At 38.9% G+C, this 23,094-nt stretch carries 18 protein-coding genes and 1 pseudogene; 9 read left to right on the top strand and 10 right to left on the bottom strand.

All coding sequences use genetic code 11. The features are described 5' to 3' along the window. Window positions 1-25 precede the first annotated feature (25 nt). On the bottom strand, window positions 26-865 hold the full coding sequence (locus G7074_RS03305) for an aminotransferase class IV (RefSeq protein WP_124560227.1): 840 nt from the start codon (window positions 863-865) through the stop codon (window positions 26-28). Between the two features lie 3 nt (window positions 866-868). Continuing rightward, window positions 869-1,897 carry an RluA family pseudouridine synthase gene (locus tag G7074_RS03310; protein WP_124560228.1) on the bottom strand — a complete coding sequence of 343 codons (1,029 nt, stop codon included), beginning with the start codon at window positions 1,895-1,897 and terminating at the stop codon, window positions 869-871. Between the two features lie 94 nt (window positions 1,898-1,991). Between G7074_RS03310 and G7074_RS03315 the strand changes: the two genes are divergently transcribed. The 3 genes from G7074_RS03315 (at window position 1,992) to G7074_RS03325 (ending at window position 5,114) form a co-directional block, all read left to right on the top strand. After that, the gene (locus G7074_RS03315) at window positions 1,992-3,020 is read left to right on the top strand and encodes a DUF6588 family protein (protein ID WP_124560229.1); all 1,029 of its coding nucleotides are present in this window, start codon (window positions 1,992-1,994) and stop codon (window positions 3,018-3,020) included. Window positions 3,021-3,098: 78 nt separating this feature from the next. Continuing rightward, the gene (locus G7074_RS03320) at window positions 3,099-3,968 is read left to right on the top strand and encodes a 1-aminocyclopropane-1-carboxylate deaminase/D-cysteine desulfhydrase (protein ID WP_166206973.1); all 870 of its coding nucleotides are present in this window, start codon (window positions 3,099-3,101) and stop codon (window positions 3,966-3,968) included. A gap of 393 nt (window positions 3,969-4,361) precedes the next feature. Then, window positions 4,362-5,114 carry a hypothetical protein gene (locus G7074_RS03325; protein ID WP_166206976.1) on the top strand — a complete coding sequence of 251 codons (753 nt, stop codon included), beginning with the start codon at window positions 4,362-4,364 and terminating at the stop codon, window positions 5,112-5,114. A 79-nt stretch (window positions 5,115-5,193) separates the two neighbouring features. Here G7074_RS03325 and G7074_RS03330 read toward each other — a convergent pair whose 3' ends face one another. Next, window positions 5,194-8,595 carry a gliding motility-associated C-terminal domain-containing protein gene (locus tag G7074_RS03330; protein ID WP_166206979.1) on the bottom strand — a complete coding sequence of 1,134 codons (3,402 nt, stop codon included), beginning with the start codon at window positions 8,593-8,595 and terminating at the stop codon, window positions 5,194-5,196. A 298-nt stretch (window positions 8,596-8,893) separates the two neighbouring features. Between G7074_RS03330 and lat the strand changes: the two genes are divergently transcribed. Further along, on the top strand, window positions 8,894-10,225 hold the full coding sequence (gene lat, locus G7074_RS03335) for an L-lysine 6-transaminase (RefSeq protein ID WP_124562139.1): 1,332 nt from the start codon (window positions 8,894-8,896) through the stop codon (window positions 10,223-10,225). Window positions 10,226-10,227: 2 nt separating this feature from the next. Beyond that, on the top strand, window positions 10,228-10,629 hold the full coding sequence (locus G7074_RS03340; RefSeq protein WP_166206982.1) for a hypothetical protein: 402 nt from the start codon (window positions 10,228-10,230) through the stop codon (window positions 10,627-10,629). A 202-nt stretch (window positions 10,630-10,831) separates the two neighbouring features. Here the strand turns inward: G7074_RS03340 and G7074_RS03345 are convergent, their stop codons facing one another. The 4 genes from G7074_RS03345 to G7074_RS03360 form a co-directional block, all read right to left on the bottom strand. Continuing rightward, window positions 10,832-12,193 (bottom strand): acyl-CoA dehydrogenase family protein, encoded by a 1,362-nt coding sequence (locus tag G7074_RS03345; protein WP_166206985.1) that lies wholly within the window; start codon window positions 12,191-12,193, stop codon window positions 10,832-10,834. A 169-nt stretch (window positions 12,194-12,362) separates the two neighbouring features. Continuing rightward, a complete protein-coding gene (gene bshB1, locus G7074_RS03350; protein ID WP_166206988.1) occupies window positions 12,363-13,079 on the bottom strand; it encodes a bacillithiol biosynthesis deacetylase BshB1 in 717 nt (238 codons plus the stop codon). 5 nt (window positions 13,080-13,084) lie between these two features. Then, window positions 13,085-13,597, bottom strand: coding sequence for a glutathione peroxidase (locus tag G7074_RS03355; RefSeq protein WP_166206991.1), 513 nt, complete (start codon window positions 13,595-13,597; stop codon window positions 13,085-13,087). A 6-nt stretch (window positions 13,598-13,603) separates the two neighbouring features. Continuing rightward, entirely contained in the window at window positions 13,604-14,218 is a 615-nt protein-coding gene (locus G7074_RS03360) for a DUF4294 domain-containing protein (RefSeq protein ID WP_166206994.1), read from the bottom strand. 109 nt (window positions 14,219-14,327) lie between these two features. Between G7074_RS03360 and G7074_RS03365 the strand changes: the two are divergent. From G7074_RS03365 to G7074_RS03380, 4 genes and pseudogenes are all read left to right on the top strand, one after another. Next, window positions 14,328-16,534 (top strand): annotated as a pseudogene (locus G7074_RS03365) (bifunctional (p)ppGpp synthetase/guanosine-3',5'-bis(diphosphate) 3'-pyrophosphohydrolase). 168 nt (window positions 16,535-16,702) lie between these two features. Continuing rightward, window positions 16,703-17,200 carry a Fur family transcriptional regulator gene (locus tag G7074_RS03370; RefSeq protein WP_124562146.1) on the top strand — a complete coding sequence of 166 codons (498 nt, stop codon included), beginning with the start codon at window positions 16,703-16,705 and terminating at the stop codon, window positions 17,198-17,200. Between the two features lie 38 nt (window positions 17,201-17,238). Beyond that, window positions 17,239-18,519, top strand: a complete 1,281-nt coding sequence (locus G7074_RS03375) for an adenylosuccinate synthase (protein WP_166206997.1) — start codon at window positions 17,239-17,241, stop codon at window positions 18,517-18,519. Window positions 18,520-19,100: 581 nt separating this feature from the next. After that, window positions 19,101-20,357 carry an anthranilate synthase component I family protein gene (locus G7074_RS03380; RefSeq protein WP_166207000.1) on the top strand — a complete coding sequence of 419 codons (1,257 nt, stop codon included), beginning with the start codon at window positions 19,101-19,103 and terminating at the stop codon, window positions 20,355-20,357. A 177-nt stretch (window positions 20,358-20,534) separates the two neighbouring features. On the opposite strand, the gene G7074_RS03385 is transcribed toward G7074_RS03380, so the two are convergent. The 3 genes from G7074_RS03385 to nadC all read right to left on the bottom strand — a co-directional run bounded on the left by G7074_RS03385 (window position 20,535) and on the right by nadC (window position 23,051). After that, on the bottom strand, window positions 20,535-21,341 hold the full coding sequence (locus G7074_RS03385) for a M48 family metallopeptidase (protein ID WP_124562149.1): 807 nt from the start codon (window positions 21,339-21,341) through the stop codon (window positions 20,535-20,537). A 173-nt stretch (window positions 21,342-21,514) separates the two neighbouring features. After that, entirely contained in the window at window positions 21,515-22,159 is a 645-nt protein-coding gene (plsY, locus tag G7074_RS03390) for a glycerol-3-phosphate 1-O-acyltransferase PlsY (protein ID WP_090772588.1), read from the bottom strand. A 49-nt stretch (window positions 22,160-22,208) separates the two neighbouring features. Next, entirely contained in the window at window positions 22,209-23,051 is an 843-nt protein-coding gene (gene nadC / locus G7074_RS03395) for a carboxylating nicotinate-nucleotide diphosphorylase (protein ID WP_124562150.1), read from the bottom strand. Window positions 23,052-23,094 lie beyond the last annotated feature (43 nt).

Raw genomic sequence — 23,094 nt, forward strand, 5'->3', positions numbered from 1 at the left:
CTCATAAACTTATCACTGATTGCGACTATAAAGCGTTCAGCTTATCGATTAAAACCTTCGAAACTTCGTTAAAATAGCGTTTACGACCGTAGCCCATCACCCATTGTATGCCCTGAGTGGCATTGGTAATAAAAACTTCCTCGGCTGCTTTTAATATTTCAGGATTAATCTGCGCTTCGATTAATGGAATATCGTTCATTTTGCACAACTGCATAATGGCTGTGCGCATAACGCCACTTACGCAACCTTCGGTTAATGCAGGGGTGTACACCTGCTTGTTATACACTACAAAAACATTGGCGCTAATGCTTTCGCACAGAAAACCCTGTTGGTTTAAAATCATGGCTTCATCCAAACGGTTCTGGCTTTTAAAAAGTCCGGCCATTACGTAAAGCAGTGCGTTGGAGGTTTTAAAATTAGACAGCTTGTTAATTGGCTTGGTCATTTCGTCGAAAACGTCAATAATGAGGCCTTTGCTGTTTAATTCGTATGTTGAAGCAGTTAAGGGAAGCCCTTCCAAAACATATCCGGCTTTATTGATTTCGGGAGTATAAACGCCTGCCCCTTCCCTGTAAACCGAAAGGCGAAAGCGCACATTACCGTTCCACTTGTTCTTTTTGGCCAGGTCGGCAGTTTTCTGACGTAAAAAATAATCATCCATTAAGGCATGCCCGTCCATTTTCAGGGCTTTCATACCTGCGGTTAACCTATCGGCATGTAAATCTGCAAACTGCAGTTTATTATTAATCATCCGCATGCTTTCAAACAAACCATCACCAAATTTGAAAGCACGGTTAGAAGCGTTTAAAACAGGAGTATCTGTCGCATGAAATTCATCATTAAATAAAAGGTACTGTTGAAGCATATTTTATGATGTAGCGATATAATTTTCCCATTTAGTTAAACCTGCTTTAAAATCGTCTGGCAAAGGCGATTCAAAGTACATATATTCTTTCGTTGTTGGATGTATAAAACCTAAACTCTGTGCGTGTAAAGCCTGTCGGGGCAATAACTCAAAACAGTTTTCAACAAACTGTTTGTACTTGTTAAACGTAGTTCCTTTTAAAATCTTATCGCCACCGTACATGGCATCGCTAAACAGCGGGTGACCAATGTGCTGCATGTGCGCCCTGATTTGATGTGTACGGCCAGTTTCGAGTTCGCAGCTAATTAACGTAACGTAGCCTAAACGCTTTAAAACTTTATAGTGGGTTACCGACCATTTGCCTTTTTCTTCATCATCATAAATATCCATCACACGGCGATCTTTCGCACTGCGGCCAATATAGCCCGTTACGGTACCATCATTTTCGATATCGCCCCAAACCAATGCAATATACCTACGCGTAATGCTGTGATCGAAAAACTGACGGGCCAGATGCGTAATCGATTTCTCGTTTTTACTGATGAGCAACAAACCCGAAGTATCTTTATCAATGCGGTGCACCAAACCGGGGCGGCCATCATTGCCCGGCAACTGCGGTAACTGCTCAAAGTGAAAAGCCAAAGCATTAACCAATGTGCCAGTATAATTGTTAAAACCGGGATGCACCACCATACCCGCAGATTTATTTACCACCAGCAAATCGCTGTCTTCGTAAATAATATCCAATGGAATATCTTCCGGGTAAACTTCGGTATCGCGGGGCGGATGTGGTAAAACAATCGAAATCTCATCAAAAGGCTTTACCTTATAACTCGATTTGATTTGCTTCTGGTTAACCAGCACATTACCTGCATCAATTGCATTCTGAATGCGGTTTCGTGAGGCATTTTCTACACGAACCATCAAAAATTTATCAATGCGCAACAAAGACTGCCCTTTATCGACAATAATTTTTAAATGTTCATATAATTCCTGCTCTTCCGATTCCTGCAATTCGACCACATTTTCCATGGTGCAAAAATAAACTTTTAACAGCAAGAATTATTTAATGATTACAGTTTTGCGAAAAACAGCTCTATCTTTACTCTAAATCAAATTATTATATATGAGAAAATGCTACGCTTTAAAGGCATTATGTGCCTTATTTTTATTGGTAACAGCTCAAAAAGTAAGTGCACAACAGGATGTTGGAAGCTTATTTGTTTCGGGTCCTGCCGATGCTACCAAATTAATTAATGCCTATTTCGATCCTTTGTATAAAGGTTTGGGCTTGGGTTTAACCGATGGCTGGACAAACACCGCCAAATCGAAAGGATTTTTAAAGTTTGATGTGCGGGTATCGGCATCAGCCTCCTTTGTACCACAAGCGGGCAGAAGTTACGATGTGAATACCCTGGGTTTGGGCAACATTAAACCTGCTCCCGGAGCTTCTTCAATTGGCCCAACTGCTTTTGGCGATGACCACGAAGGCGGCAAAATGCAAATTTACACCAGCAATGGTATTCCTACCGGTAAATTTTTCAACCTGCCACAAGGTGTGGGTTTCCATGTGGTACCTGCACTGCAAATACAGGCAACACTGGGCTTACCTAAAAACATCGATGTTACCTTAAGGGCCATGCCTAAAATAAAACTGGGCAGCGATTTAGGAAGTTTATCGATGATCGGTTTTGGGGCAAAGGTTGAACTTTTACCTTTGTTTATGGGCTCAACAACCGAGAAACTGTTTCCGGTAGATGTTGCCATAGCAGGAGGTTTTACACAGTACAAATATGATTTGCCTTTAGACATCAACAATACGGGTAATTCTAACCAACGCATTGACGCGAAATTTAATGGAGTGAACTTTGACGCCATTGTTTCGAAGAAAATCTTATTCTTCACCCCTTTTGCCAGCGTAGGCTACCAAACCTCCAACACCAATTTAAAAGCTTTAGGTACCTACCAGTTTACCGACGGAGGAACCAATGCCACCTACGTTGACCCGATAGCGGTTAAACAAACCGATATAGATGGTGTGCGGGGAAGTTTAGGTTTCCAGTTAAAATTCGGCTTCTTTAAATTTTACACCTCTTATACTCAGGCCAAATACAGTGTAGTTAATGCAGGTTTTGGATTCGGCATGGGTAAGTAAAACCATAACCCACCGGTTACAAACCGAGCTATTAAATAAAAAACACCCGAAATACCCGGGTGTTTTTTATTTTTACATGTGTTTAAAAAAATCTACAGTCCGGTACAAAAAGTAAGCTTTGCTCCATTTAACCATTTATCGGTAAAGCGCGACGACCTGATAGACCCCTATATTTCGGGCAATAAATGGCGTAAACTGAAATACATACTGGCCAAAGCGAAAGCCGGAAACAAAACACATTTGGTTACTTTTGGCGGAGCTTATTCTAACCATTTGGTGGCCACTGCCGCTGCCGCAGCAAGATCGGGCTTAAAGTCAACAGCTTTTGTGCGTGGCGAAGCTGTAAAAAACGAAATGCTGTTGCTGTGTAGCCTATTCGGTATGGAACTTATTTTTACCGACCGTGAAAGTTACCGGGATAGGCACAAGCTTTTTGAAAGTCGCTTTGCAGATAATGCGGAAGTCTGTTTTGTAGATGAAGGTGGTGCATCAGTAGAAGCTACTCTTGGCTGTGCCGAAATAATTGGCGAATTAACCGAAACCTACGATCATATTTTTTGTGCAGCAGGCACCGGAACTACTGCTGCCGGCTTACTCAAAGGCTTACAAGAACAGCAACTACCAACCAAACTTCATGTTGTACCAGTTTTGAAAGGTGGCGCGTTCATAGGAGATGAAATCGCCCGATATACTACAACAGATAAACAATTAGAACTGCATTTAGACTATCACTTCGGCGGCTACGCCAAAACTACTCCAGAGCTGATTCATTTTATTAAAACCTTTACTGCACAAACCGGACTACTTTTAGACCCTGTTTATACTGCAAAAATGTTTTATGCCATTTGCGATTTAGAAAAACGTGGTCAATTGCACCGGGACGAGCGTATTTTGGCTATCCATACCGGAGGCTTAATGGGCTTATTTGGCATGCGGGATAAATTTTAGGCAGGAGACATTTAACCACTGCATGGTCAAGAGAATAAACAACAAAGGCTCCGCATTGCTGTGGAGCCTAAATAAGATTTCTAAATCGTCCCGTTGATTTGATTCTTGATATAAATATATTACTCATTATGGTTTAATGCGACAAAAATAGACCAACACCATAAATTAATAGATGTAGTATGAATATTTATACACATTACAGAAAAAATGTTAATAAAGTCGTGGATTACAGAATCTTGACCTCTACACCAGCATACAAAAAATCATTAAAATTAGCCGCCCAACAGACAAAAAAAGCGATGATTTAAATAAGCTAACTTGTATCAAATTTGATTTTCTCTGTTTCATTGCATAACTTCAACATGAATCTTATCCCTCACCGAAATATCCGTTATGAAAACATATATTTTTATCATTCTTTTGGCACTTTCTTTTGCAGCAAAAGGTCAGTCAAATACTGTTAATTATAAATATTTAATTGTTCCTGAGAAATTCAGTTTTCTCAAACAACCCAACCAGTATAATCTGAATACCCTTGCAAAGGCACTTTTTGAAGATAAGGGTTTCACCGTATATTACGATAACACCGAAATACCTTCCGAAATTGCAACCGACAGGTGTAAGGCTTTAGTAATTGATGTGGAGGAACACAATAGCATGTTTGTAACCAATCTTACCTTTGTGCTTAAAGATTGTAAAGGAAACGTTGTACTGAAAAGTAAAGAAGGTAAAAGCCGGGAAAAAGAATACAAGCAATCGTACAATGCTGCTATGAGAGATGCTTTTAGCTCTTTCGGCGACATACATTACGAAGCTGGCAGCACACCTGCAGCAAATTTTACAGTAACTACTACACCAGCACCGGAAGTAAAAACAGTTGCACCCACCCCTGTTACTCAACCTGCCGTAGCTACCACTAAACAATCAGAGGCGCTTTTATATGCACAACCTATTAACAATGGCTACCAACTGATTGATTCGGCCCCTAAGATTGTACTCACCTTGCTAAAAACAACTGTGGCCGATTACTATATCGCCAGCAATACCAGTACCAATGGAGTGGTTTTAAAAAAAGACGGTAACTGGTTTTTTGAGTATTATAAGGATAACGCCCTGGTATCGGAAAAACTATCGATCAAATTTTAAACCAGTACATTCGATAGAAACTATTACTATTAGACAGTTTCTATCGAATTTAGAGTTAAACTTTCAGCTTAAAATATTATTATAGGAAAATCGTAAGACTACCACTATACTGTTTACAGTCAGGAGCCAAATTGATTACATAAAAATAAACTCCTGCTGCTATTACTCTGCCATTCGTCTTTCCATCAAATTCCTTTTGATAACCCTCAGAGGTAAAAATCACATTACCATTTCTGTTAAAAATTTTTATACTGGCCTTAGGGTATTGATCAATGTTCGAAATTCGCCAGGTGTCATTAACTCCATCATCATTAGGGCTAATTGAATTCGGAATTTCTATTGCCTTTTCTGAAAATATAATTGGTACAACAGCCCTTTCACTTTCACAGGTTCCGTTAGCTAAACTCATAAAGAAAGTAGAAGATTTTAATATATTCAATTTAAAAAAACCGGTTTCATTACTGGCTAGTAACTTTCCATTTGTAGCCTTATCATATAGATTAAACATTCCCGAGGTATTGGCATTAGCCCTAATAATACCTTCGCCTTCTGCACATAATAAAGATGGATAAACGATAGGTGGACTAATGATTTCTCCTGAATTAGAAATTGTAAAGTTAAAGCTTTGCTCGGAGCAGGTAGAATTACTATTATCTGTTATCGTTAAAAAGTAAAGACCTTCCTTAACATTATCCAATCCAATATTTGTAGATATAATTTCACCATCAGTATTTCTCCAAGTATAATGATACGGTAAAATACCACCTTTTATAGAAATGTTTGCGACAGAACCTACACCCATGCCGCATCGATCATTTGTAATGTGCGTACTTTCAGGATCGATTGAAAGCGGTGTAATTCTTTCAATGACGTATGTTTTGTAGAAAATTTCACATTTGTTTTCATCCCGGAGATAAAGTTGATAATCTCCTTCACTTAAATTTAAAATTTCATTGCTGTTGCCAATTTCTTTTCCTTCCCTATCTAGCCACCTAAACTCAATATTTTCATGATAATCTGCAGTATTTATTTTAACTGAGCCATTATTTAAATTGCAGGTTGCAGGTGTAATCATAAATGGAAAGTCAGGATAAGTTATGGAGCTTTGACGGATAATATTAAAAGTACGGTTTGCCGTGCAGTAACCATTATCAACGATTAAAGTATATTTTCCGGCAGCTAAATTTTCCAGGTCTTGTTTATCCCCTACCTGTATACCTGATTCATTGATCCATTTGAAACTAAAACCAGTTGATGCAGATATAATATTAAGCTTTTTAATATGACCATTATCTGCAATACAGCTCGCATTTTGTATATCTGCTGTTTGATCATCTATAGTTATAGCATTTAATATGGGAATTTCAAAATCGTAAACCGCAGCGCCACATATCCCCTCATCACTTACTTCAAGAAAATACTTTCCACCAGGAACGTTAACCAGTTCACTTTCCTGACTAATGATGTTTTTTTGTTCATCTTTCCAAACCAATTTAATTTTACCCACACCTGAAACGATAACATTCGTAATACTCCCATTTGAACTACCGCAACCAGCTTTAGTAATATTAACCTTAACTTTATCGATTAAAGGCACACCCTTGGCTGGAATTTCAAAAGGACCAAATGTTGCCACACAATCATCAGCAGTTGTTAACTGTAGTGTGTATTTACCACTTTTTACATTACTAAGAATCAAACTATTTCCCTTTACTTCCCCTTTTTCATCTATCCATTTAAATGATTTTGTAGTAAAATCGTTTTGATTAGAAATAAAAAGATTTTTAATCCCACCATCTTCCTTGTTACAGTTCTCCGGACTAATGAGCATAATGCCTGTAAATAGTTGCGGTTGGCCATCTTTCACTGAATAGGATAAGGTTTGCGTTTTACAGGTGGTCCCCAAAAAAGCCTGAAAGGTATAAATATCTGGTTTAACATTTATTAATTCTTCTGTATTCCCAACTAAATTGCCCTTACTATCTTTCCATTCTATACGCGTTGCCCCAATAACCTTTAAACCTTTAATATATCCATTGTTTAGACCGCAACTAGTATTTTTAACAGAAACATTTCCTGCCAGAAAGCTAAGCCCAAGGAATTTAGATGTTCGGTTGTTTATACTGGCTGAAGCGGTGAAACCTATATCAGAAGGGATAGTAATGGTCCATTTCCCCGAGGCATCTGCCATAGTGTTTGCTGCATAGGCTTTAGCTTCACACTGCATACATTCGCCATCGGTATATACCTCAATTTCAGAATTTGGAGTTGCCGTTCCGGTTAGTACACCATTACTGTAATTTGTGATATTTATCACAGGAAGTTCTACTTTACTATTTTCTGGTTTGTAAACAATACTTTGTGCTGTGCAATAAATCGAATTTCTCTGCAAGAGAATATCTCCACAATTAGTTGCATAAATACCTGGCCCAAAACCCCCATATTTATTATTAGCTAAAATATTGGCTTGTCCTGCATCTTTACCGCCTATCAATACATTATTACAAGCATCGAAATCAAGCAAAGAATGCGCGTAAGATCCTTGAGTATTTAATGCGCCAACCCCAAAACTGTTTCCTTGAATTAACATCCCCACCGATATATCCTTAAAACTGAAACCTGCGCTCATGGAAGTAAAATTATTAAGCAATTCTACTTTTTTAAAATTTTGAATGATATGGGGATCTGATAAGCCCCCTTTAAGTAACTCATCCCCGAAAACATTATTTTTAATAACACATATCTCTCCTCTTTGCTGTACACTTTGTGTAGATGGATCAATACCTGTAATTAGCATACCCCTATAAATATATCCACACTGATTGCCTTCGGCTTTGGTATCTCCTCCAATTAAAATATTATCGCACTGATAAAATCTTAACATAGAGCCAAAAGCTGTTCCCAATAGCTCCGTACGCTCCGGATTGAAGGCAAACCAATTGTTTGAAACTTTGATCTTATTACATTTAAACATGCTAAGATTAACATCGATTTTACCATATACATTTCCTTTATTTGGTGCCCCGATAATAATATTTTCACAATTATTGAGTGAAATGGGTGTAGACGATCTTGAAGCCGCATTAGCAAAAAATGAAAAGTAAAAACCATAGATTTCCAGGTTTTTTAAACTCGTGCCTGAGAAACCAATAGGGGTTACATCGGAAACATAAGAGACGCTGGTTTTCAGAGTTACCTTTGCACTGGATAATCCCAAAGCAGGCCCGGGCAAAGTTGTGGCATCAATCACCAAGTTTGAAGAAAGTATTAATGGACTCACTATGCTAATCAGAACAGGCTGATTAGTAATATTGAAATAAATATAGTCTGTTTCGGCGCTACCATTAGCTGCAGCCAATTGTAGCGTTTCTCTTAATGAGCCTATTCCACTATCTGCACTACTACTTACTGTAAAAATAGCAGCTCTTGCAACATACGAACATAAAATAAAAACAAATACAAGAGCGATGATCTTTCGCATATTTAATAAGAAAAATTAGATACACAAATATATCAAAACCTCATCAGTTTATAACCAGCAATGCGATGAGTTTACAATGAACATCCATTCTTAGAAAGAAAATTCAAACTTAAATTCAAGTCTATAAGAAGCTTTTCCTGAAAAAGTTTTCCACATCTGTGAAGTCCAAAACACAAATTTGTCTATAAACATACTTTAAACTGTTTAAACCTGTTTTTTGCTTTACAGGCATAAAAAGTGCTTAAATTTTGATTTCAGGCACATTTAACTAAATTTGGATTATACCAAATCCAAGTTTATGTATCAATTAACAGTACCTGCAAACCGCGTTAGTGAATCTTTAAGTAAGCACATTTTAGCTGATGGTTTCGATCTGACTTACGATATGGAAAAGAGTCAGGGCGCCTATATTTACGATTCGAAACACAATAGAACCCTGCTCGATTTTTTCACCTGTTTTGCATCTGTTCCTTTAGGATACAATCACCCAAAAATGATCAATGATGAGGCTTTTAAGAAAAGTCTTTTCCAGGCTGCTTTGGCCAACCCATCTAACTCTGATGTTTACACACAGCAATACGCTCAATTTGTAGAAACTTTTTCCCAAGTGGGTATCCCCGATTACCTACACCACGCTTTTTTTATAGCAGGCGGCGGTCTGGCGGTAGAAAATGCTTTAAAAGTGGCCATGGACTGGAAAGTGCAAAAAAACTTTGCCAAAGGTTACACCAGCGAAAAGGGCTTTAAAGTATTGCATTTCGAAAGGGCTTTCCACGGTCGCACGGGTTATACCCTGAGTTTAACCAATACCCTGCCCGATAAAACCAAATGGTTTGCCAAATTCGACTGGCCAAGGGTCTCGGTTCCCGAGGTTAAATTTCCGCTATCGGGCAACAACCTAACCCATGCCGTTGAAACCGAAGAAACATCCATCGCTCAGATTAAAAAGGCTTTTGCCAATCATAAAGACGATATCTGTGCCATTATTGTAGAGCCTATCCAATCGGAGGGTGGCGACAACCATTTACGTGAGGAATTCTTAATCCAGTTAAAAGCCCTTGCCGACGAAAATGAAGCTTGTTTAATTTATGATGAAGTACAAACGGGTGTTGGCTTAACGGGTAAATTCTGGTGTCACCAGCACTTTAGCGAAAAAGCACGTCCTGACATTCTCGCATTCGGCAAAAAAATGCAGGTATGCGGTATTTTAGCAGGAAAAAAAATAGATGAAATAGAAACCAATGTATTTAAAGTACCAAGTCGTATCAACTCTACCTGGGGTGGCAACCTGGTTGATATGGTACGCTCAACTCAAATCCTGCAGATTGTAGAAGAAGATCAGCTTTGCGAAAATGCAACCAAAGTGGGTGCTTATTTAAGAGATCAATTGGAAAGCTTATCGCAAAGGTTTGATCAGATGGCAAATGTACGCGGAAGAGGATTGCTTTGCTCTTTCGATTTCCCAAACAAAGAGATTCGTAATACTTTTATAAGCAAAGGACTGGAAAACAATGTGATGTTTTTGGGATGTGGCGAAAAAACAATTCGCTTCCGCCCGGCACTTTGCATTGAGCAAAAACATATTGACGAAGGCTTGACCATTATGGAAAAAATATTGCCTTTATTGTAGGCATGAGTAGAAAATTTCTTATCTATAGCATTGCAGCAATTGTTTTAATCCTTATTTTCTTTATGGTTAAAGATACTTTTAACCAACCGGGAATTGAGGGAATGAAAGCTGGTTTTAAAGAAATTGCCAAATACAGAAACGATAACAATACCGGACCTGTACAGCGTATTTATGTGGTAACGGTTAAAGACTCGGTTTGGGAAGAGCTGGAAGATTATGGTAATTTAATGCCACATACTAAGTATGGCAATACCAAAGTATATTTCTTTATGCAAAATGCAAGCGTTCCGCAAAGTTTACAGCCGGGTGAAGTTAATTTCGATCCGGTTTTTAATAAAGCCTGTATTGCTTTGTACGAAAAAAGTGCCATGAGCCAGGTAGCTTTTAACAAACATCCTTTTTAGCCGCCATTGGTCTGTCCGTAGAGTTCTGAAAGGCTCTACGGATTATTGAATGGAAAAGAGTCTTTGACTCGCCTTTGGCCTTAATCCTATCGGTTTGTGTCTTCACAGACCGACCATGATATTTCAATTGACAGAATCGAATCTTGGTTTATAGTAGGTGGTTTGTGAAAAAAAAACCATTAGATTCAGGAACTAACAACCATCACACAAAAGCCGAAAAGCCCGTTATTGCCCGTCCAACTATCAATGTATTGATTTCCTTCGTGCCCTCGTAAGAATAAATGGCTTCGGCATCGGCAACGAAACGGGCCACATTGTATTCCAACAAAATGCCATTGCCACCCATTACCTCACGTGCCCTGCTTACCACATCACGCGTGCGCAGCGAGCAAAAAACCTTGGCCAGCGAAGCATGTTCATCTTTCAGCAAACCCTGATCCTGTAGCTGAGATAAACGAAAACATAACGTTTGCATCGCTGTTAAATTCGATAGCATTTCTACTAAATGGTTTTGGATCAATTGAAAAGAGGCAATCGGTTTACCAAACTGTTTCCGGGTTCGGGTATAATCGAGAGCATTCTCGTACGCACCACGGGCACAACCTACAGCTTGCCAGGCCACACCTGCCCGTGTCATCTGTAAAACCTTTGCGGTATCTTTAAATGAGTTGGCATTTTGCAAACGATCGGCCTCTTCTACTTCGCAATTGGTTAAGGTAATTAAACCATTCTGAACAATCCGGAGTGCCATTTTATTCTGCATTTTTTCTACTGCAAAACCCGGATTGTCTTTTTTAACAATAAAGCCTTTTACCTCACTACTTTCCTCATCGCGTGCCCAAATCACCAATATATCGGCAAAGGTTGCGTTGCCAATCCATTTCTTCTGACCGTTTAAAACCCATTTGTCACCTATTTTTTTACAAGTTGTAGTTAAGCCACCTGCTGCGGCCGAACCTACTTCGGGCTCGGTTAAGCCGAATGCTCCGATAATTTTAAACTGCTGCATGAGGGGCAGCCATTGTTGTTTTTGTTCCTCCGATCCACATAAATAAATCGAACCCATGGCCAAACCACTTTGCACACCAAAAAAGGTCGAAATAGAGGTATCAATTCTGGCCATTTCCATCGCTAAGATCCCTTCCATCAGGTTCGATTTACCAGGACAGCCATAGCCTTTGTAAGTTAACCCGCAAATGTTTAGCTCGGCAAGTTTGGGTATAATTTCGAACGGAAATTCTGCTTTGTTCCAATATTGGTTTACAATAGGCTTAACTTCCTTTTCTAAAAAAGCACGTACTTTTAATTGCAGCTCGCGGTCTTCATCTTTTAAAGCTTCATCGCCCAGATGATAAAAATCGCCTTCAATAGGTGGCAGTTCTTTCTTTATATGCGATCCACCCATCATCTTCATCATCCCCTGAATCTGTTTATCATCCAGATTTGAGATGGTTTCCACCATTTTAGGCAGATCAACTTTTTTCGACAAGGCATCTAACTTATCGAAATCTACATGTTTAAAAAGCTTATATGCGTTTTTGAGAGAAGAGAATATGTTCGCCATTATGATTTGTTTTTAGCGTAACAAATAAATGGCGGTTTTGTTCAGATGTAGAAGCCCAATGAGGCTCACCGATATATTGTAGTATTATAACAACTTAACCACATAAGTCATAAAAGAACATATAAACTTATGTTGCCTTATGTTTCTTATATGGTTAAAATCTGTTTTACTACCGCAAATCAAACAGGTTATCAACACCTAATAATTTCCTCGAGGTAAAGCCCTCGCCGAAAGTTGTGCCAATGCTCTTGCCAAACTCTCTTGCACGACCGATCACACTCTCAAAAAACTCAGGCGATGAAATATAAGTTTGCAATCCATCAACATCAGGGTTATAAAACTGTGTTTTAAATGCTTGGATCGATTTAATTTTGGCATCCATGTGATCAGAAATATCAACAATAATATCAGGCCTTAAATAACGGTCCTGAATATATTGCAAAAGTAACCTCGGGCGGTGTGCTTCTTGTTTAACACCATTTAAAACTGTCTCCACTTTTGGTAAACCCGATAAAAATACCGAATCAAAAACCAAATCTCCTGCGCGGCCATGATCCGGATGACGATCTTCTAAGGCATTACTTAAAATAATTTCTGGCTGATATTTACGGATCACTTTAACTATCTCTAAACGATGAAACTCATCGTTCTGGAAAAAGCCATCGCGCATACCAAGGTTCTCGCGTACATGCAGCCCCAGTACTTTGGCCGACTGCGCAGCTTCTTCATCCCGGGTTTCGGCGGTACCGCGTGTACCCAATTCGCCACGGGTAAGGTCAACAATGCCAACCTTTTTACCCAATGCAATATGTTTTAAAATTGTTCCTGAACAGCAAAGCTCAGCATCGTCAGGATGAACGGCTATAACTAAAATATCTAATTTCATAGGTTTTATCGGGCATTTTCATTCAGCAACTGCTGAATTTTCTTTTTGATTTTTGTACTTAAAGGTTTGGTAAAAGGCAGATAAAAATCAACCAGTTCACCATTTCTGTTTACCAGGTATTTGTGAAAGTTCCAGCGGGGTTTCGAACTTAATTTACGATTTTGTTTTTTATCGCTCAAAAACTGATAAAGTGGGTGCATAAGCTGTCCACGTATCATAATTTTATCAAAAACCGGGAATTTAACGCCATGGTTAATCTCGCAAAAGGAAGCGATGTCAGTACCATCAAGAGGCTCCTGTTTACCAAAATCGTTGCTGGGGAAGCCTAATATTTCGAAATCGGGATGGTTAATTTCGTCTTTAAGCTGTTGTAATTCTTTTAATTGCGGCGTAAATCCGCAGGCTGATGCTGTATTTACGATAAGTACTACTTTATTCCTGTAGGCAGATAGCGGCTGATCGTCGCCATTGATTTTCTTAACCTTAAACGGATAAATATTCGGAATGCTTTCCTGCATTATTTTTTATTGATAAAAACCCGATGTGCGGATAATAGATTCTATATCCCTATCCTCTGTCGGGTCGTAAGTGCTTTTTAAATTATGGCCAACTACGCGGGCAACAATCTGATATGAAAACGCAGCAAAACCTCCTTTGGTTTGTTTCACAATATCGTAGGTGGTACGCCCAACTTCACGGTCAATCAGTTTCGTTAAAATCTGTCCCTGAGTAATTGTTAGTTCCTTTATTTCTCGGTTAAACATGTCTTTAATTTCTTTATCACATTGTTTAACCAGTTGTTTTTGTTCCTTTTTTTCCGGTGTACGGGCCAGGTCCTGTTCCAGTTGCTCGTATCTGCGTTTGGCAAATAAAGCGTAAGGCATTACTTTTAACACATTGTATCTTAAACGGTTGTAAGCAGCCTGCTCAGCAGGCGACTTCCATATTCTGGCCGCATAAATAGAAACATCTTCCAGCTGCATCCACGGAATCATTATACCATTATCGTTAGTAGAGGCTACTCTAATTGTATCGTTTCTACCTAATTTAGGAAATACTGGAGCCACCGGTTCCTGCGCCTGCAGTGAAACACCATAAATCATTACAATACAAAGAAAAAAGAGCCCTTTAATTTTCATAAATTTATACTTTTACAAAGTTAGGTGTTATTTCATATATTAGTTGTTTCACAGAACTAATATAAGTTTTATTCATAAATAAGACGCAATTTTTACGCAAAAAATACAAATGAAAACAGAGTTAGTGATTGATTTAGAGGCAGAAAAGCAAGAGATCCTTAAAAGATACAGGGCATTATTACGCGCCAGTAAATCTACTTTACAGAAGGGCGATAAAAAGGAAATCCGCAAAGCTTTTGATATGGCACTCGAAAGCCATAAAGATATGCGCCGTAAATCGGGCGAACCTTACATTTATCATCCTATTGCTGTGGCACAAATTGCCGCCGAAGAAATCGGCTTGGGCACTACCTCTATAGTGTGCGCTTTGTTGCACGATGTGGTAGAAGATACCGATATTACTTTAGAAGATATTGAACGCGAATTTGGCAAAAAAACCGCCAAAATTATAGATGGTTTAACCAAAATTTCAGGTGTTTTTGATACCAACAGCTCTTTACAGGCCGAAAATTTCCGTAAAATGCTGCTTACCCTGGCCGACGACGTAAGGGTAATCCTGATCAAACTTGCGGATAGGTTGCATAACATGCGTACCATGGATTTTATGCCGCGCCACAAGCAGCTTAAAATCGCATCCGAAACCATTTATTTATATGCCCCCTCGCCCACCGTTTGGGTTTATATGCGATAAAATCAGAATTAGAAGATCTTTCCATGAAATATCTTGATCCTGACACCTATAAATTTATTGCCAAGAAACTGAACGAGAAAAAAACCGAAAGGGCACTGTTTATCAAAAAGTTCGTTGAGCCTATTGATGAAATTGTGCACGAACAAGGGCTGGTTGCTGATGTATATGGCAGGCCAAAATCAATCCATTCCATCTGGAACAAGATGAAAAAGAAAAATATCCCTTTCGAAGAGGTGTACGATCTTTTTGCTATCCGGATTATCCTGGATTCGGCACCTGAAAATGAAAAGGCTGATTGCTGGAAAGCTTATTCAATAGTTACAGATTTATACCGCCCTAACCCCGACCGTTTACGCGACTGGGTTTCATCGCCTAAAGGAAATGGTTACGAAAGCTTGCATACTACAGTAATGGGGCCGCGTGGCCAATGGGTAGAAGTACAAATCCGTACGCAAAGAATGAACGAAATTGCCGAAAAAGGTTTCGCTGCACACTGGAAATACAAAGAATCAAGCAACGATAACGGACTTGATCAATGGATCCAGAAAGTACGCGAAATGCTGAATAATCCGGAAGCCAATGCTTTGGATTTTCTCGACGATTTCAAAATGAACCTTTTTTCGGATGAGATTTTCATTTTCACACCAAAAGGAGCTTTAATTCAGTTGCCGTTGGGCGCTACCGCTTTAGATTTCGCTTTCGAAATCCATACCGACGTAGGTGCAACCTGTATTGGTGCCAAGGTTAACCACAAACTTGTACCCATTTCTTACAAGTTGCAAAATGGCGATCAGGTAGAAATCATTACTTCCAGCAAGCAAACACCAAAAGAAGACTGGCTCAATGTAGTGGTTACGGCAAAGGCCAAGTCGAAAATCAAGTCATCATTAAAAGAAGAAAAGCGAAAAATTGCCGAAAATGGCAAGGAGATTTTAGAAAGAAAGCTGAAATCGCTAAAAATCACCTACAATACCGATAACCTTCAAAAACTGAGTTATTTCTTTAAACTGTCTTCAACACAGGAGCTTTTTGTTAATGTTGCCCTAGGCAAAATAGAGCTTAAAGACATTAAGGAATATCTATCAAGCGAAAAAGAAGTAGAAAGCAGGGCACCTGAACGACCAGAAAACCTAACGGTTGATATGGTTAAAACCAAAATTAAAGGCTCTGAAAACGATATTTTATTAATTGGAGAAGACCAGCAAAAAATAGATTATACCCTGGCCGCCTGTTGTAACCCGATTCCGGGCGATGACGTTTTTGGTTTTGTTACCGTAAGTGAAGGGATAAAAATTCACCGTACCAATTGTCCGAATGCAGCACAGCTGATGTCGAATTATGGCTATAGAGTAGTTAAGGCTAAATGGAATAAACAACAGGAACTTACCTTCTTGACTGGCTTACGCATTGTAGGTATTGATGATGTTGGTTTAATTAACAACATTACGAGGGTTATTTCTACTGATTTTAAGGTGAACATGCGGTCGATTACTGTCGACACTAATGAGGGGATATTTGACGGTTCGATTATGATTTTTGTAAACGATACAGAACACTTAGAAAACCTGATTAAAAATTTATTAAAAGTTAGAGGAGTTACCGGGGTTACCAGGTTTGATGCATAATTAGTCCGGAAGTCAGGAGTCCGAAGTCTAGATGGTAAGCTACATGCTATTTTCAGATTGAACTTCGGACCTAAGTCTTGACGACCTCCGGACTTATTACAACATTTCAACAATCTAACCCTCGAACAATCAAACTAATTGACTACCTTTGAATGGAGTTTAAAAACTATGTCTGAACAAAAAACAAATGAGCTCGTTCGCAAGATTTTTGAGGCTTATTTAGAGAACAAAAATCTACGTAAAACACCAGAGCGTTTCGCTATATTGGAAGAAATATATTCAAGAAACGACCACTTTGATGTAGAAACCCTGTACATCCACATGAAAAATCAGAAGTACCGCGTTAGCCGTGCAACGGTTTATAACACGCTGGAGTTATTGGTTTCGTGTGATTTAGTTACCAAGCACCAGTTTGGTAAAAACATGGCGCAATTCGAAAAATCTTATGGTTACCGCCAGCACGATCACGTAATCTGTATCGAATGCGGTAAAGTAGTAGAATTCTGCGACCCCCGGATACACCAAATCCAAACCATGGTTGGTGATCTCTTAAAATTTGATGTTAAACACCACTCGTTAAACCTTTATGGTTTCTGCTCTGATTGCAGTATGGCCAACAAAGTAAACGAGAGTGCCGCTACAACAGCAAATCTGGAAACAAATTAAATTATAATACAAATAAAACCAGCTTAATTTATTAAATAATGACGCAAGTAGATGTACTTCTCGGCCTGCAATGGGGCGATGAAGGAAAGGGAAAAATCGTTGATGTACTAAGTCCAAAATATGATCTTATTGCCCGTTTCCAGGGCGGCCCAAATGCCGGACATACTTTAGAGTTTGATGGCAAAAAATTCGTTTTAAATACCATCCCATCAGGAATTTTTAACGAAAAAACCATGAACCTTATCGGAAATGGTGTAGTAATAGACCCTATTATCTTAAAAAGAGAATTAGATAATTTAAAAAAAGCTGGTCACGATCCGGTTGCCGATGGTAAACTGGTAATTGCCCGTAAAGCACACTTAATTTTACCTAGTCATCAGTTATTAGATGCGGCCAACGAGGCACGCATGGGTAAAAACAAAATTGGTTCTACCTTAAAAGGTATTGGTCCAACTTACATGGATAAAACCGGCCGTAATGGTTTACGTGTTGGCGATACTACCCTACCTGATTTTAAAGAGCGCTATACTAAACTGGTAGAAAAACACACTGAGATTCTTTCTCACTACGAAGGTTTTGAATATGAACTGGCTGAGAAAGAGACTGCTTTCTTCGAAGCAATTGAGTTCTTGAAAACCATCCCTCATGTAGATAGTGAGCATTTTGTAAACGGTTACCTGAAAGAAGGTAAAGCTGTTTTAGCAGAAGGTGCACAAGGAACTTTACTGGATGTTGATTTCGGATCGTATCCTTTCGTAACATCAAGCAACACCACAACTGCAGGTGCATGTACCGGTTTAGGTATTGCCCCAAATAAAGTTGGTGCTGTTTACGGTATCTTCAAAGCTTACTGCACCCGTGTTGGTGGTGGTCCTTTCCCAACTGAGTTAGACAACGAAGTTGGAGAGAATTTACGTGCCTTAGGTCATGAGTTTGGCGCAACCACAGGCCGTGCCCGTCGTTGTGGCTGGATCGATCTACCTGCATTAAAATATGCCATCATGTTAAACGGTGTTACCGAATTAATTATGATGAAAGCTGATGTTTTAGATACTTTCGATACCATTTATGCATGTACACACTACGAATACAATGGCGAAACGATTGATTATATGCCTTATGATATCATTTCTATCGAACCAAAACCAGTACTAAAAGCAATTGACGGCTGGGCAACTGACGTAACTAAAATTACTTCTGTTGATGAAATTCCGGCTAAATTGACTGAGTACATTGCCTTCTTAGAAAAAGAATTGCAAGTGCCAATCAAATTCCTTTCGGTAGGACCAGACAGGGCACAAACTTTAGAATTACATTAATTAATATCGTCAAACCGATAGATTTCTCCCTGCCTGAACGGGCAGGTACTTCCTTCGAAATGACGGAAATACATTAAAAAGCAATCCAAAACGGATTGCTTTTTTGTTTTACAGTAAGCTAACTCAATTATTTGCTTATCATTTGATTATTTTTGATTAGAAACATTTTATTATGGCAACTACCTTAGAAAACGAAATGCTCAATTATTTTACTCAGCTAGACAATGTTGAAAAAATTCTGTTGTTAAAATGCTTAAGGTCTTTATAAAAGGCAAAAAAGAAAATTCGAACCTAAGCACAGAGCAATACAATAACGAGCTGTTAGCCGCAGAAAAGGAATTTAAAAATGGCAATTGCATAACCCACGATCAATTATTAAATTCGATTAAAAATTGATAAAAAACAGTTTGGAAATTGCCTAGACCAAACCAATGCAGAATCAATTATAAGAAATTTTCGAATATATTAGCAATATAATCGCTGTCCTCATCAATCCTCGTTGCAACGAAGATTATAGCTTTTCAAAAAGATAAAAATTAATTGCTTACAATTACCAGCGCTATTTTTACCTTTGCCGCAGCTTGGAAACCCTACAAAACATATCAGATTTTAAACAAAAAGCACTGCACTGGGCTAACCAGTTCGATGTTTGCTGCTTTCTTGATTCCAATCAATATAAAGACGCTTACTCGGCCTACGATTTTGTTATTGCAGCAGGAGTGCAAAGTGAACTAAAATGCTCCTCAGGCACTGCTTTTGATCAATTAAAAACATTTCAATCGATCAATAAGCAATGGCTTTTCGGTTTTTTCAGTTACGATCTTAAAAACGAAACGGAAAATCTGCAATCTAATCATGCTGATCAATTAAACTTCCTGGATTTATATTTCTTTATTCCAGAATACCTGATTGCTTTTAAAAATGGTAAAACTGAAATATTAATTGGTGATCGGACCATTTTAGATGAAATCAGTATTTTTCAGCTCCAAACAGAAAATTCTCCTGTTATATTAAACATCCATCAAAAAATTTCAAAAGCGCAATATATCAGCAAAATTGAAAGCTTAAAAAGCCACATCATTCGTGGCGATATTTATGAGGTTAATTTTTGCCAGGAGTTTTTTGCAGAAAATGCGCAGATCAATCCTATTGGAACTTTTGAAGCGCTGAACCAGCTTTCGCCAACCCCATTTGCCGGTTACTTTAAAGTGTACAACCAGTATATTTTATCGGCTACGCCAGAAAGGTTTATGTGCAAACGCGGCAATCGATTAATATCGCAACCAATTAAAGGAACAGCAAAACGCAGTGCAAATCCCGATACAGATGAGCAGATTAAACAGGCTTTAAGAAACGATATTAAAGAGCAGGCCGAAAATGTAATGATTGTTGATTTGGTACGTCACGATCTTACTAAATCGGCTGTAAAAGGCACGGTGAAGGTTGATGAGCTTTTTGGCATATACAGCTTTCCGCAGGTGCACCAGATGATCTCGACCATTAGCTGTGAGCTCGATCCGGATATTCATTTTATCGATGCCATTAAAAATGCCTTCCCAATGGGCTCTATGACCGGCGCTCCTAAAGTTAAAGCCATGCAGCTTATTGAACAATACGAAGAGGCCAAACGCGGTATTTATTCAGGTTCTTTTGGCTGTATAAGCCCGGATGGAGATTTCGATTTTAACGTGGTTATCCGCAGCATATTATTTAATGCCGAGTCAAAATACCTATCCTTTCAGGTGGGTGGAGCCATCACCTATCAATGCGATGCCGAGAAAGAATATGAAGAATGTTTACTTAAAGCTAGTGCCATTTTGAAGGTTTTAGGTGGGTAGTTGGTTTATTGGCTCAATTGTTCATTAGTTCATAGCTAACTCCAGTCTAATCTGTCAACCGACGCTAAACGCCAAACGAATTAATAAACGCCATTTTTCCCTAAATAAAAAAGGTGGAAAGTTTATGCATCATGCCAAACCTTCCACCTTTCTATCTTCGACCTTAAGCCTTATACCTTACTTCTTATAGTACTGTTGTGCTTCGGGCAAATATTTTTGAATCTGTGCAATACGCGTTTCATCACTAGGGTGTGTGCTTAAAAATTCAGCCGGCTTTTGTGCTCCAGCTGAGGCAGCCGACATCCTGTTCCAGAAACTGGTTGCACTTTGTGGATTATAACCGGCCATAGCCATGAAAATTAAACCTAAACGATCGGCCTCCAACTCCTGGTTACGACTAAATTTAAGCATGGCAACCGGTGTACCTACACCATAAAGCGTATTGAAGATGGATTGTGTTTTTGGATTTTTAGATAAGGCCACACCTGCCGCTGCACCTATACCTTGTGCTACCATTTCCTGCGACATACGCTCGGCCGAGTGACCAGCAATGGCGTGCGCAATTTCATGCCCCATTACCGTAGCTAAACCGGCATCATCTTGCGTTACTGGTAAAATTCCGGTATACACCACAATTTTGCCACCGGGCATGCACCAGGCATTTTTTTCATTGTTTTGTACCACATTCACTTCCCATTGGTAATCGGCAATTAAATTACCATAGTTATTACTGTTCATGTATGATTTTACAGCCGTAATTAAACGGCTACCTATGGTTTTCACCTTTAAGGCCTGCGCATTAGATGCTGGCAAAACCGTCGTTTTATTTTCTGTTAAAAAGGTATTATATGCTTGAAATGCCATTGGCAAAACCTGATCGTTGCTTACCAGATCAAACCTGCTACGACCGGTTAAAGGCACTGTAGAACAAGAGTTAAACAGTAAAACACCAGCTACACTTGCTGTTAAAAATAGCTTTTTCATTTGTTATAAATTTAGTTTTCAATGGTTATTGAACAATCATTCCACTTCCCTTTTTAAACGGGAGTAAGAATTGTTTCAAAAATCTGTCGTTAATGATACCCGTCCCTTATCTGTAATATCCATATTAACAGGAATATTGAAAATAAGTTTTTGATTATGTACTTGTTAATTAATTAGCTTTTTTTCTTAAACAGATACACTTTAGATTCTTTGCCTTTAAGCAATCTTTCGAGGTTTTTTTGGTGGGTGACTAAAATGAGTACACAAACTACCATTCCGTATAGTACTTCCGATTTTATAGAAACCTGAAAAAGAAAAACTACACTGAGCGGAAAGGTAAACCCTGCACAGATGGAGCTTAATGAAACATATTTCGTAATCAGCAATACAATAACAAAAACCAGAACACAAAGCATAGATGCTTCGAAGTTAACTGCCAAAATCATTCCAAAAAGTGTGGCAACTCCTTTCCCTCCGCGAAATCCGGCAAAAACAGGAAATAAATGTCCCATTACTGCGGTTACGCCTAAGGCAAGCTGGTAATTTACAAATGGTGCAGAATTTTGTGGCCCGGTTACAGATAAACCGATTAAGTAAGCCAGATTGGTTGCAGTATAACCTTTTGCAATATCGATAATCATTACGGCAATACCGGCTTTCTTGCCCAATACCCTAAAAGTATTGGTAGCACCCGCATTACCGCTGCCATATTCCCTTACATCAACGCCATAAAAGGCCTGACCAAGCCATACAGCTGTTGGTATCGATCCAAAAAGGTAAGCTAATAATAAAGCACTGAGCGAATAAACCGTAACCATAGCCTACAATGATACAAAAAATAAGCTTTTAATTTTAGCGCAAATCACTTTAGTATGCTTTTAAACTCATATCCAGGCTCTTTACAGAGTGTGTCAGTGCGCCCATTGAAATAAAATCTACTCCGCATGCCGCATACTCGGCAACATTCTCTTCGGTTATGCCTCCTGATGCTTCAGTAGTGAATTCACCATCAATTAATGCTACGGCTGCCCTAAGGTTTTCGAAATTGAAGTTATCGAGCATAATGCGGTCTACACCACCAATGGCTAAAACCTGTTTCAGCTCGTCTAAATTCCGTACTTCAATTTCAATCTGGAGGTTTTTATTTTGATTGGAAAGATATTGTTGAGCTGCCTTAATCGCGTTCGAGATCCCGCCTGCATAATCAACGTGGTTATCTTTAATCAAAATCATATCGTAAAGGCCTATACGGTGATTTACACCTCCACCTATTCTCACAGCCCATTTCTCTAAATAGCGCAGGCCAGGCGTAGTTTTACGGGTATCTAAGATTTTTGTTTTGGTAGCTTTCAGTAAAGCAACAATGTGATTCGTTTTAGTAGCAATGCCACTCATACGTTGCATGCAATTTAACACCAAACGCTCGGCAATCAGGATTGCATGGGTACTTCCGGAAACGGTAAGCGCAATATCGCCAACTTTAACTGCATCGCCGTCGTGCAACAATACATCAACTTTTAATTCAGCATCTACCTCCTTAAAAATGGCTAAAGCAAGCTCTATCCCTGCCAATATACCATCTTCTTTAATAATCAGTTTTGCTTTTCCCTGTGTGCCCGAAGGAATGGTTGATAAGGAGGTATGATCACCATCGCCAACATCTTCAGTAAGGGCGTTTTTTATGAATTGATGTATAAGTTGAGTATCCAAAATGTAGATTTTAATGTCGCAAAAATAAGAATTATTTGTTAGC

This window comes from Pedobacter sp. HDW13, assembly GCF_011303555.1.
Taxonomy (GTDB): domain Bacteria; phylum Bacteroidota; class Bacteroidia; order Sphingobacteriales; family Sphingobacteriaceae; genus Pedobacter.

Coding starts and splice junctions, on each gene's coding strand:
- G7074_RS03305 (WP_124560227.1), bottom strand. CDS start 865: ATGCTTCAACAGTACCTTTTATTTAATGATGAATTTCATGCGACAGAT.
- G7074_RS03310 (WP_124560228.1), bottom strand. CDS start 1,897: ATGGAAAATGTGGTCGAATTGCAGGAATCGGAAGAGCAGGAATTATAT.
- G7074_RS03315 (WP_124560229.1), top strand. CDS start 1,992: ATGAGAAAATGCTACGCTTTAAAGGCATTATGTGCCTTATTTTTATTG.
- G7074_RS03325 (WP_166206976.1), top strand. CDS start 4,362: ATGAAAACATATATTTTTATCATTCTTTTGGCACTTTCTTTTGCAGCA.
- G7074_RS03330 (WP_166206979.1), bottom strand. CDS start 8,595: ATGCGAAAGATCATCGCTCTTGTATTTGTTTTTATTTTATGTTCGTAT.
- lat (WP_124562139.1), top strand. CDS start 8,894: ATGTATCAATTAACAGTACCTGCAAACCGCGTTAGTGAATCTTTAAGT.
- G7074_RS03340 (WP_166206982.1), top strand. CDS start 10,228: ATGAGTAGAAAATTTCTTATCTATAGCATTGCAGCAATTGTTTTAATC.
- G7074_RS03345 (WP_166206985.1), bottom strand. CDS start 12,193: ATGGCGAACATATTCTCTTCTCTCAAAAACGCATATAAGCTTTTTAAA.
- bshB1 (WP_166206988.1), bottom strand. CDS start 13,079: ATGAAATTAGATATTTTAGTTATAGCCGTTCATCCTGACGATGCTGAG.
- G7074_RS03355 (WP_166206991.1), bottom strand. CDS start 13,597: ATGCAGGAAAGCATTCCGAATATTTATCCGTTTAAGGTTAAGAAAATC.
- G7074_RS03360 (WP_166206994.1), bottom strand. CDS start 14,218: ATGAAAATTAAAGGGCTCTTTTTTCTTTGTATTGTAATGATTTATGGT.
- G7074_RS03370 (WP_124562146.1), top strand. CDS start 16,703: ATGTCTGAACAAAAAACAAATGAGCTCGTTCGCAAGATTTTTGAGGCT.
- G7074_RS03375 (WP_166206997.1), top strand. CDS start 17,239: ATGACGCAAGTAGATGTACTTCTCGGCCTGCAATGGGGCGATGAAGGA.
- G7074_RS03385 (WP_124562149.1), bottom strand. CDS start 21,341: ATGAAAAAGCTATTTTTAACAGCAAGTGTAGCTGGTGTTTTACTGTTT.
- plsY (WP_090772588.1), bottom strand. CDS start 22,159: ATGGTTACGGTTTATTCGCTCAGTGCTTTATTATTAGCTTACCTTTTT.